The sequence below is a fragment of the Mycobacterium sp. E3339 genome, assembly GCF_001666915.1.
GTDB lineage: Bacteria > Actinomycetota > Actinomycetes > Mycobacteriales > Mycobacteriaceae > Mycobacterium.
Genome location: NZ_LZIZ01000173.1, coordinates 1 through 11,005, shown reverse-complemented (window position 1 = coordinate 11,005; position 11,005 = coordinate 1). Strand labels below are relative to the sequence as shown.

Here is an 11,005-nt window from a genome sequence, read left to right as displayed (position 1 = left end):
GCGGGCCGGGATGAACGAGCACCAGCGCGGCTACCGCTACGAATTCGTCGACGGCGACGCCGGAGGAGACGGCATTGTCGAGCCCGAACCGCCCGCGGTGGCGGCGTCCGCGCACGGCGCGGGCCCGCTGGGTTTCGCCGGGACGGCGAGCAAGAGGGCCGTCGACGCGGCCGGCCTGGCGACGCTGGCCGGCGACGAGTTCGGCGGCGGGCCGTCCATGCCCATGCTGCCGGGCTCCTGGGAGCCGGACTAGGGAAGCCGGATGGCCTTACTCGGGACCGGAACTTTCGGGGCGCGCCGGACGACTACTGGCTGCGTGTTCGTCGCGGTTTCCGGCGGGGAGCTTCGGATTGATAATGAAAATGATTTTCGATAAGCTCAGCCGCTTAGAAGCCGCTGACAACACCCGTCAATCCGCCGAAGCGGGCAAGACGACCGAAAGTGCGGCTGATTATGGCCGTTGACGTGCTCATTAGCGGTAATGAACGGGGAGTGTTGTGGTGAGTCGGACGGGCCCTCGCGCCTCGACACTTAGCTTATGCAATGCTAACTTCAGGCGGGTCAGGTTAGGGGAGGCTACATACATGGAAAGACGTGGCCGTGGAAGTCGGTGACACTGGCTTGCTGGCGGTTCAGCCGGTCAATTCGCGAGCGGACACCAGGGTGGACGGCGACGTCGTCAGCCGGTTCGCCACCTGTTGCCGCGCGCTCGGCATCTCGGTGTACCAGCGCCAGCGCCCGGCCGACCTCACCGCCGCTCGCTCCGGCTTCACCGCGCTGACCCGCATCGCCCACGACCAGTGCGACGCCTGGACCGGGCTGGCGGCCGCCGGCGATGCGTCCCTGCGGGTGCTGGAGGCGGTGTCGCGGACGGCGACGACGGCCGGGGTGTTGCAGCGCAAGGTGGATCTGGCGCCCGGGGCCCTCGGCTTCCGCTACGACACCGGCCTGTACCTACAGTTCCGCGCCGTCACCCCGGACGACTTCCACCTTGCCTACGCGGCGGCCCTGGCCACCGCCGGACGGTTCGCCGACGCCGACCGGATCGTCACCGGCCTCACCGCGCGCCGCCCGAGCTGGCGGGAAGCGCGCTGGGTCGCCGTGGTCATCAACTACCGCGCCGAGCGGTGGTCGGACGTCGTGAAGTTGCTGACGCCGGTCGTCAACGACACCGACCTCGACGAGGCGTTCAGCCACGCCGCCAAGATCGCGCTGGGCACCGCGCTGGCGCGGCTGGGCATGTTCGCCCCGGCGCTGTCCTACCTCGAGGAGCCCGACGGTGCCGTCGCGGTGGCGGCGGTCGACGGGGCGCTGGCCAAGGCGCTGGTGCTGCGGGCGCACGTCGACGAGGAATCGGCGAGCGAGGTGCTGCAGGATTTGTACGCGGCCCATCCGGAGAACGAACAGATCGAACAGGCGTTGTCCGACACCAGTTTTGGGATCGTGACCACCACCGCGGCGCGGATCGAGGCCCGCACCGACCCCTGGGACCCGGACACCGAGCCCGGCGTGGAGGACTTCGTCGATCCCGCGGCCCACGAGCGCAAGGCCGTGCTGCTGCACGAGGCCGAACTCCAGCTCTCCGAATTCATCGGACTGGACGAGGTCAAGAACCAGGTGTCCCGCCTGAAGAGCTCGGTCGCCATGGAATTAGTGCGCAAGCAGCGTGGGCTCGCGGTCGCGCAGCGCGCGCACCACCTGGTGTTCGCCGGTCCGCCGGGCACCGGTAAGACCACCATCGCCCGCGTGGTCGCCAAGATCTATTGCGGCCTAGGGCTTTTGAAGCGGGAAAACATTCGAGAGGTGCACCGCGCCGACCTGATCGGCCAGCACATCGGCGAGACCGAGGCCAAGACCAACGCAATCATCGACAGCGCGCTCGACGGCGTCCTGTTCCTCGACGAGGCCTACGCCCTGGTCGCCACCGGCGCCAAGAACGACTTCGGGCTGGTGGCCATCGACACGCTGCTGGCGCGGATGGAGAACGACCGCGACCGGCTGGTGGTCATCATCGCCGGCTACCGCGCCGATCTGGACAAGTTCCTGGACACCAACGAGGGCTTGCGTTCCCGGTTCACCCGCAACATCGACTTCCCGTCCTACGCGCCCTCGGAGCTGGTGGAAATCGCGAACAAGATGGCCGAGCAGCGCGACAGCGTCTTCGAACAGGCCGCGCTGGACCACATGGAGGCGCTGTTCACCAAGTTGGCCACCGAGTCGACACCGGACGCCAACGGGATCTCCCGGCGCAACCTCGACATCGCCGGCAACGGCCGGTTCGTCCGCAACATCGTCGAACGCTCCGAGGAAGAACGGGAATTCCGGCTCGACCATTCGGAACACGCTGGCACCGGGGAGTTCAGTGACGAGGAGCTGATGACGATCACCGACCAAGACGTCGAGAACTCGGTGCAGCCGTTGTTGCGTGGTCTCGGGCTGTCGGTGCCCGCATGAGCTCGAATCACGAGTCCGACGACCGGCGTTCGTTCGCCTCGCGCACCCCGGTCAACGACAACCCGGACCGGGTCGAATACCGGCGCGGATTCGTCACCCGCCACCAGGTCAGCGGCTGGCGATTCGTCATGCGGCGCATCGCCTCCGGCATTGCGCTGCACGACACCAGGATGCTCGTCGACCCGCTGCGCACCCAGTCGCGTGCGGTGCTGATGGGCGTGGTCCTGCTGGCCACCGGCCTGGCCGGTTGCTTCGTGTTCTCTCTGATCCGGCCCAACGGGACGGTGGGCACCAACGCCGTGCTCGCCGACCGGGCGACCGCCGCGCTCTACGTGCGGGTGGGCGACCAGTTGCACCCGGTGCTCAATCTGACGTCGGCCCGGCTCATCGTCGGCAAGCCGGTCAATCCCACGACGGTGAAAAGCAGTGAGCTGGACCGGTTTCCGCGCGGCAACCTGATCGGCATCCCGGGCGCGCCCGAGCGCATGGTGCAAAACACCACGCGCGACGCCAACTGGACCGTGTGTGACGGCATCGGCGGCACGGCACACGCCATCCACAGCACCGGCGTCACCGTGATCGCCGGCCGCCCCGACAGCGACGGCGCGCGGGCCGCCAAACTCGATGCGAAGCAGGCGATCCTGGTCGATAGCGGCAACAGCACCTGGTTGCTCTGGGACGGCAGGCGCAGCCTGATCAACCTGTCCGACCACGCCGTCACGAACGCACTCGGCTTGGGGCTGAACAACTCTGAGGTGCCCGCGCCCCGGCCCATCGCGTTGGGACTGTTCAACGCGATCCCCGAGGCGCCGCCGCTGACGGCGCCGGGCATCCCGAACGCCGGCGCCCCGGCCGCCTTCAGCGTGCCCGCGCCGATCGGGGCGGTCGTGGTGTCGTACGCCCTGGACCCCGGGGCGGCGCGCTACTACGCGGTGTTGCCGGACGGCCTGCAGCCCATCTCCCCGGTCCTCGCGGCGATTCTGCGGAACACGAATTCCTATGGCCTGGAACAACCCCCGCGGCTGGCGGCGGACGCCGTGGCCAAGCTGCCGGTGTCGCGGATGCTGGACACCGCGCGTTATCCGGACCAGCAGGTCACGCTCGTCGACGCGGCCAAGGACCCGGTCACGTGCGCGTACTGGAGCAAGCCGGCCGGCGCCGCCACCAGCTCGCTGAGCCTGTTGTCCGGCTCGGCGCTGCCCGTACCCGAATCGATCCGCACCGTCGACCTGGTCGGCGCCACCCCGGCAACCGCCACCCGCGTCGCGCTGGCGCCGGGCACCGGCTACTTCGCCCAGACCGCCACCGGCGGCGCGGGCGCACCCGGCACCGGGTCGTTGTTCTGGGTGTCCGACACCGGGGTTCGCTACGGCATCGACAACGAGGCGGAGAATGCGGCCGCCGGGCGCGGCAAAACCGTTGAGGCGCTTGGCCTGAGCGAGCCGGCGGTGCCCGCGCCGTGGTCGGTGTTGTCGCTGTTCGCCGGCGGCCCCACGCTGTCGCGCGCCGACGCGCTGCTGGCGCACGACGGACTACCCCCCGACACCAAGCCCGGCCGCGTGGCATCAGCAGAGGGAGCGCCCCGATGAGCCGACTCATCTTCGAAGCCCGCCGGCGGCTGGCGCCCCCGGTCACCCGCAAGGGCACCATCAACATCGAGGCGCCGCCCGAATTGCCGCGGGTGATCCCGCCGTCGTTCCTGCGCCGGGCGATGCCCTATGTGCTGGTGATCCTGATCGTCGGCATGGTCGTGGCCCTGTTCGCCACCGGGATGCGGCTGATCTCCCCGCAGACGCTGTTCTTCCCATTCGTGCTGTTGCTGGCGGCCACCGCCATGTACCGCGGCAACGACAGCAAGACGCGGACCGAGGAGGTCGACGCCGAGCGCGCCGACTACCTGCGCTATCTGTCGGTGGTGCGCGACAACATCCGCACGCAGGCCGCCCAGCAGCGCGCGGCGGCGCAGTGGTCGCATCCGGAGCCGACGGCCCTGGCCGGCGTGTCCGGTTCGCGCCGGCAGTGGGAGCGTGACCCGCACGACCCGGACTTCTTGGTGCTCCGGGCCGGCCGGCACGAGGTGCCGCTGAGCACCGCCCTGCGGGTGAACGACACGGCGGACGAGGTCGACCTGGAGCCGGTGTCGCACAGCGCATTACGCAGCCTGCTCGACACCCACCGCATCGTGCGCGACGTGCCGACCGGAATCGACCTGACGAAGGTCTCGCGGATCACCGTGCTCGGCGAGGCCGAGGAGGCCCGGGCGGCGATGCGCGCCTGGATCGCCCAGGCGGTGACGTGGCACGACCCGACGGTGCTGGGCGTGGCCCTGGTGGCCCGAGACCTGGAGGGCCCCGACTGGTCCTGGCTGAAATGGTTGCCGCACACCGACGTTCCGGGCGAGCTCGACGGCGTCGGGCCGGCGCGCTTCCTGGTGACCAATCCCGACGAGCTGGTGCTGCTGTTGGGACCCGCGTTCGTCGACCGGCCCGCGTTCACCGGCGGGGCCGCGGACGCGCTGCGGCACCTGCTGATCGTCGTCGACGATCCCGACTTCGACCTGAACACCTCGACGCTGGCGCTGGGCCGCGCGGGCGTCACCGTCGTGCAGCGCAGCGCCACACCGCCGCACCGCGAACAGTATTCGGATCCGGAGAAGCCGATCCTGCGCGTCGCGAACGGCGCGATCGAGCGTTGGCAGACCGGCGGCTGGCGGCCCTACATCGACGACGCCGACCGGCTCGGCGCCGACGAGGCCGCCCACCTGGCGCGCCAACTGTCCCGCTGGGACTCCAACCCGACGCACACCGGCCTGCGGTCGGCGGCCACCCGCGGCGCCACCTTCACCACCCTGCTGGGCATCGGCGACGCCTCGCGGCTGGACGTGCCCACGCTGTGGGCGCCGCGCCCCCGCGAGGACGAGCTGCGGGTGCCCATCGGCGTCACCGCGACCGGCGAGCCGCTGATCTTCGACCTGAAGGACGAGGCCGAGGGCGGGATGGGGCCGCACGGCCTGATGATCGGCATGACGGGGTCCGGCAAGTCGCAGACCCTGATGTCGATCCTGTTGGCGCTGTTGACAACCCACTCGGCCGACCGGCTGATCGTGATCTACGCCGACTTCAAGGGCGAGGCCGGCGCCGACAGCTTCCGGCATTTCCCGCAGGTCGTCGCGGTGATCTCCAACATGGCCGAGAAGAAGTCGCTGGCCGACCGGTTCGCCGACACGCTGCGCGGGGAGGTGGCCCGCCGTGAGACGCTGCTGCGCGAGGCCGGCCGACGCGTGCAGGGCAGCGCATTCAACTCGGTGACCGAGTACGAGAACGCCGTCGCGGCCGGGCATGACCTCCCGCCGATCCCGACGCTGTTCGTGGTCGCCGACGAGTTCACCCTGATGCTGGCCGATCACCCCGAATACGCCGAGTTGTTCGATTACGTTGCGCGCAAAGGCCGCTCGTTCCGCATCCACATCCTGTTCGCGTCGCAGACGCTGGACGTGGGCAAGATCAAGGACATTGACAAGAACACCTCGTACCGAATCGGGTTGAAGGTGGCCAGCCCCAGCGTTTCCCGCCAGATCATCGGGGTGGAGGACGCCTACCACATCGAATCGGGCAAGGAACACAAGGGCGTGGGCTTCTTGGTGCCGGCCCCGGGGGCGACGCCGATCAAATTCCGCAGCACCTACGTCGACGGCATCTACGATCCGCCGCGCCAGGCGAAAGCCCTTGTGGTGCACGCCGCCCCGGAGCCGAAGCTGTTCACGGCCGGGCGGGTCGAGCCGGACCAGGACACGATCATCTCGGCCGAGGACGAGGAGTTCACCGGGCCGCCGCGCAAGCTGATCGCCACCATCGGCGACCAGTTGGCGCGTTACGGGCCGAAGGCGCCGCAGCTGTGGCTGCCACCGCTGGACGAGCCGATCCCGCTGACCGCGGTGCTGGCCCGCGCCGGGGTGCCGCAGCGGCAGTGGCAGTGGCCGCTAGGTGAGATCGACAAACCCTTCGAGATGCGCCGCGACCCGCTGCTGTTCGACGCCACGTCGTCGGCCGGCAACGTGTTGATCCACGGCGGCCCCAAGTCCGGGAAGTCGACCGCGCTGCAAACGTTCATCCTGTCGGCGGCCAGCCTGCACTCACCGCGCGACGTCACGTTCTACTGCCTGGACTACGGCGGCGGCAAGCTGCGGGCGCTGGAAGACCTGGCGCACGTCGGCAGCGTCGCCTCGGCCCTGGAGCCCGAGCGGATCCGGCGCACCTTCGGCGAGCTGGAACAGCTGCTGCTGTCCCGGCAGCGGCGCGAGATGTTCCGCGACTCGCGCGGCGCCGCCCCGGACGACGGGTACGGCGAGGTATTCCTGGTCATCGACAACCTGTACGCGTTCGGGCGGGACAACACCGACCAGTTCAACACCCGTAATCCGTTGCTGGCCAAGGTGACCGAGCTGGTCAACGTCGGGCTGGCCTACGGCATCCACGTCGTCGTCACCACCCCGAGCTGGCTAGAGGTGCCACTGGCGATGCGCGACGGCCTGGGCCTGCGGCTGGAGCTCAAGCTGCACGATCCGCGGGACAGCAACGTGCGGCTCGTCGGCGCGCTGCGGCGCCCCGCGGAATCCGTGCCGCACGACCAGCCGGGCCGCGGGTTGACGATGGCCGCCGAGCACTTCCTGTTCGCCGTGCCGGAGCTGGACCAGATCGCCGCGCTGAACGCCCGCTACCCGGGCGTCACCGCGCCGCCGGTGCGGCTGCTGCCGACCAACCTCGCCCCCGAGGCGCTCGGGGCCCTTTATCGCGGTCCCGAGCAGGTGGTCATCGGGCAGCGTGAGGAGGACCTCGCGCCCGTCGTCGTCGACTTCGCCGACGAGCCGCTGCTGATGGTGTTCGGCGACAGCAAGTCCGGCAAGACCACCTTGCTGCGCCACATCATTCGCACCATCCGCGAGCACTCCACGCCCGACCAGGTGGCGTTCACGGTGGTGGATCGGCGGCTGCACCTGGTCGACGAGCCGCTGTTCGCCGACAACGAGTACACCGCCAACATCGACCGCATCACCCCGGCGATGTTGGGCCTGGCCAACCTCATCGAGTCGCGGCGTCCCCCGGCCGGATTGCCTCCCGCCGAACTGGCCCGCTTCAGGTATGCGGGCCACACCCACTACCTGATCATCGACGACGTCGACCAAATCCCGGATGCGCCGGCGATGAGCGGCCCGTACATCGGGCAGCGCCCCTGGACGCCGCTGATCGGGATCCTCTCGCAGGCGGCCGATCTGGGACTGCGGGTGATCGTCACGGCGCGCGCCACCGGATCCGGACACGCCTTGATGACGAACACCCTGCTGCGCCGCTTCAACGACCTGCAGGCGACCACGCTGATGCTGGCGGGCAACCCGCAGGACAGCGGCAAGATCCGCGGCCAGCGCTTCGGCCGGCTGCCGGCCGGGCGGGCGATCCTGTTGGGCGACAGCGACACTGGCACGTACGTGCAGCTGGTCAACCCGCTGGTGGGTGAGGCCGCGATGTTTGGTGAAACGCAACAGTAAGGGGAGAGTCATGACGTTGCGAGTGGTTCCCGAGGGCCTGGCCGCGACCAGCGCCGCGGTGGAGGCGTTGACGGCGCGGTTGGCGGCCGCGCACGCGGCGGCGGCGCCGGCGATCACCGCGGTGGTGCCGCCGGCCGTAGACCCGGTGTCGCTGCAGACGGCCGTCGGGTTCAGCGCCCAGGGGCAGGAGCACGCCGCCGTCGCCGCCCAGGGCGTGGAAGAGCTGGGCCGCGCCGGCGTCGGCGTCGGTGAGGCGGGCGCCAGCTACCTCGCCGGAGACACCGCGGCCGCCGCGACCTATGGGGGCGCCTGACAATGACGGCCCCCGTTGCGCCCCTCTGGATGGCTTCGCCACCCGAGGTGCATTCGGCGTTGCTGAGCGCCGGTCCGGGACCGGGGCCGCTGTTGGCGGCGGCCGGTGCGTGGACCTCGCTGAGCGCCGAATATGCAACGGCGGCAGCAGAACTCACGGGCGTGCTGGCGCAGTCGCAGGCGGGGTCATGGGAGGGCCCGAGCGCCGAGCAGTACGCCGCCGCGCACACGCCGTACCTGGCATGGCTGACGCAGTCCAGCGCCGACAGCGCGGGCGTGGCCGCGCAGCACGAGGTGGTGGCCGCGGCCTACACCGCCGCCCTGACGGCTATGCCGACGCTGGGGCAGCTGGCGGCCAACCACACTGTGCACGGGGTGTTGGTGGCGACGAACTTCTTTGGCATCAACACGATTCCGATCGCGCTGAACGAGGCCGACTACGCGCGGATGTGGGTCCAGGCCGCCACGGTGATGAGCGCCTATCAGGCCACCTCGGGAGCCGCGCTCGCGTCGGCGCCGCGCAGCGCACCGGCGCCGGCCATCGTGCGGACGGGCGGTGAGGCGGACAACGCCGCGGCCAACGCCCTGCAGGGCTCGTCCAACCCGATCTCGGATTTCTTCCGGCAGCTGGCCCAGTTCCTGCAGGACTTCTTCCAGAACATCGGCAAGATGTTGCAGGACTTCTGGGCGAATCTGCCCGCGTTGCTCGCGGCCAATGGCCCCCTGCTGTTCTTCGTCGCCTACCAGGTGTTCTTCAACGCCGTGGGCTGGCCGACCTGGGGCGCGATCCTGACCGCGCCCTTCCTGATCCCGCTGCTGCTCGGCATCGGCCTGAGTTCCTTGTTCGCCGCGCCCGCCGAGATCGCGCCCGTCGCGGCCGGGGCCGCGGCGACACCGCTCGTCACGTCGACCAAGCCGGCCTCGCTGCTGCCGGCGGTCGCGCTGGCCCCGACGGTGGCGACTCCCGCTGGCGCCCCGGCCAGTTCGGTCGCCGCGGGCTCGGGTGCGGCCCCCGCGCCGGCGCCGCCGTCGCCGAGCACGCTGGCCTACCTGGTCGCCTACGGCGGCGACCCGGATACCGGAGTGGGCCCGACGCTGGGCGGACGCGGCGGCGTCAAGGCGCCGGCGGCGACCATCCCCGCGGCCGGTGCGGCGGCGGCGAGCCGGGCCGAGGCTCGGGCGCGACGGCGCCGGCGCGCCGCGATGCGCGATCACGCCGACGAGTTCGCGGACATGGACTCCGACATCGGCGTCCCGCCGGACTACGGCGACGACGAGCGGCTGGCCGCGGCGGTGGCATCCGGTGCGGGTGCCGGGCCGCTGGGCTTCGCCGGCACCGCGCGGAAGGAGAACGCCTTCCGCGTGGCCGGATTGACCAAACTGACGGACGGCGAATTCGGCGATGGCCCAAGGATGCCGATGATGCCCGGCACCTGGGACCACGACGCGGACCAAGACCCGGCGCGCCCGACGAGGCCGAGGGAAGGGGGCTGAGGCAGTCAGCAGGCAGTCAGCACGATGCTCGTCAGTCAGCGAAACCCCATGAGACCGAGAAGAAAGGAATCACCATGAGCATGTTGGACGCTCATATTCCCCAGTTGGTGGCCGCGCAGTCGGCGTTCGGCGCCAAGGCGGCGTTGATGCGCAGCACCATCAGCCAGGCGGAGCAGGAAGCGATGTCGGCGCAGGCGTTCCACCAGGGGGAGTCCTCGGCCGCTTTCCAGGCCGCGCACGCGCGCTTCGTCGAGGCGGCCGCGCGGGTCAACACCCTGCTGGACATCGCCCAGGCCAACCTCGGCGACGCCGCGGGCACCTACGTGGCCGCCGACGCAGCCGCGGCCTCCGGCTACACCGCCTTCTGATCCCGCCAGACGCCACCAACCGCGAAAGGACTTGTGATGTCCCAGATCATGTACAACTACCCGGCGATGTTGAGCCACGCCGCGGACATGTCCGGCTACGCCGGCACGCTGCAGGGGCTCGGTTCCGACATCGCCAGCGAGCAGGCCACGCTGTCCAACGCCTGGCAGGGCGACACCGGTATGACCTACCAGGCGTGGCAGGCCCAGTGGAACCAGGCGATGGAAAGTCTGGTGCGCGCCTACCAGGCGATGGCCAGCACCCACGAAGCCAACACCACGTCCATGCTCGCCCGCGACCAGGCCGAAGCCGCCAAATGGGGCGGTTAGTCACCAGTTAGATGAGTGCTGAACCCAACGCCGTCGAGCTGACGGTCGAACACGCCTGGTTCATCGCCGAAACCATTGGGGCGGGCAGCTTCCCGTGGGTGCTGGCGATCACCTCGCCGTACAGCGATGCCGCGCAACGCCAGGCGTTCCTCGACCGTCAGCGCGCCGAGCTGACCCGGATGGGTCTGGTGTCGGAGGGCGGAATCGTCAACCCGGTGGTGGCCGACTGGATCAGGGTGGTGTGCTTCCCGGAGCGCTGGCTCGACCTGCGTTACGTGGGCCCCGCCAAGGACGCCGGCGGCACCGGAACCAACGCCCGCGGGTCGCCGATGTCCATGGCCGTGAAGGTGATCAGCTGCGCGCTGCGCAGCGCCACGATCGTCTTGGCCGTGGTCGCGGAGCGCTGCGCCACGATGCCGCGCAGCAACTCGCCGGTGCCGCCGGCGTCCTTGGCGGGGCCCACGTAACGCAGGTCGAGCCAGCGCTCCGGGAAGCACACCACCCTGAT

At 70.2% G+C, this 11,005-nt stretch carries 7 protein-coding genes and 2 pseudogenes; all 9 read left to right on the top strand.

Annotated features, from left to right (window positions below; genetic code table 11):
- Nucleotides 1-253: pseudogene (locus A5702_RS26745) on the top strand (hypothetical protein); the annotation flags it as partial.
- A gap of 347 nt (nucleotides 254-600) precedes the next feature.
- Nucleotides 601-2,454: a type VII secretion AAA-ATPase EccA gene (gene eccA / locus A5702_RS15590; protein WP_068221785.1), complete on the top strand. Its 1,854-nt coding sequence runs from the start codon at nucleotides 601-603 to the stop codon at nucleotides 2,452-2,454.
- Complete coding sequence (gene eccB, locus A5702_RS15585; protein WP_068221781.1) at nucleotides 2,451-4,043, top strand: type VII secretion protein EccB; 1,593 nt, start codon at nucleotides 2,451-2,453, stop codon at nucleotides 4,041-4,043. Before eccA ends, eccB begins: the two co-directional genes overlap by 4 nt.
- Entirely contained in the window at nucleotides 4,040-7,996 is a 3,957-nt protein-coding gene (gene eccCa / locus A5702_RS15580) for a type VII secretion protein EccCa (protein ID WP_068221779.1), read from the top strand. The genes eccB and eccCa overlap by 4 nt, the downstream gene beginning before the upstream one ends.
- 10 nt (nucleotides 7,997-8,006) lie before the next feature.
- Nucleotides 8,007-8,309, top strand: a complete 303-nt coding sequence (locus A5702_RS15575; protein WP_055404722.1) for a PE family protein — start codon at nucleotides 8,007-8,009, stop codon at nucleotides 8,307-8,309.
- A 2-nt stretch (nucleotides 8,310-8,311) separates the two neighbouring features.
- The gene (locus tag A5702_RS15570; protein WP_068221777.1) at nucleotides 8,312-9,802 is read left to right on the top strand and encodes a PPE family protein; all 1,491 of its coding nucleotides are present in this window, start codon (nucleotides 8,312-8,314) and stop codon (nucleotides 9,800-9,802) included.
- A gap of 74 nt (nucleotides 9,803-9,876) precedes the next feature.
- A complete protein-coding gene (gene esxG, locus A5702_RS15565; RefSeq protein ID WP_055404724.1) occupies nucleotides 9,877-10,170 on the top strand; it encodes a type VII secretion system protein EsxG in 294 nt (97 codons plus the stop codon).
- A 36-nt stretch (nucleotides 10,171-10,206) separates the two neighbouring features.
- Entirely contained in the window at nucleotides 10,207-10,497 is a 291-nt protein-coding gene (locus A5702_RS15560; RefSeq protein WP_055404733.1) for a WXG100 family type VII secretion target, read from the top strand.
- Between the two features lie 11 nt (nucleotides 10,498-10,508).
- Nucleotides 10,509-10,791: pseudogene (locus A5702_RS15555) on the top strand (ESX secretion-associated protein EspG); the annotation flags it as partial.
- Nucleotides 10,792-11,005: the final 214 nt, after the last annotated feature.

Excerpts from the sequence above, each read along its gene's own strand:
- eccB (WP_068221781.1), top strand. The coding sequence starts at position 2,451 with ATGAGCTCGAATCACGAGTCCGACGACCGGCGTTCGTTCGCCTCGCGC.
- eccCa (WP_068221779.1), top strand. The coding sequence starts at position 4,040 with ATGAGCCGACTCATCTTCGAAGCCCGCCGGCGGCTGGCGCCCCCGGTC.
- A5702_RS15575 (WP_055404722.1), top strand. The coding sequence starts at position 8,007 with ATGACGTTGCGAGTGGTTCCCGAGGGCCTGGCCGCGACCAGCGCCGCG.
- A5702_RS15570 (WP_068221777.1), top strand. The coding sequence starts at position 8,312 with ATGACGGCCCCCGTTGCGCCCCTCTGGATGGCTTCGCCACCCGAGGTG.
- esxG (WP_055404724.1), top strand. The coding sequence starts at position 9,877 with ATGAGCATGTTGGACGCTCATATTCCCCAGTTGGTGGCCGCGCAGTCG.
- A5702_RS15560 (WP_055404733.1), top strand. The coding sequence starts at position 10,207 with ATGTCCCAGATCATGTACAACTACCCGGCGATGTTGAGCCACGCCGCG.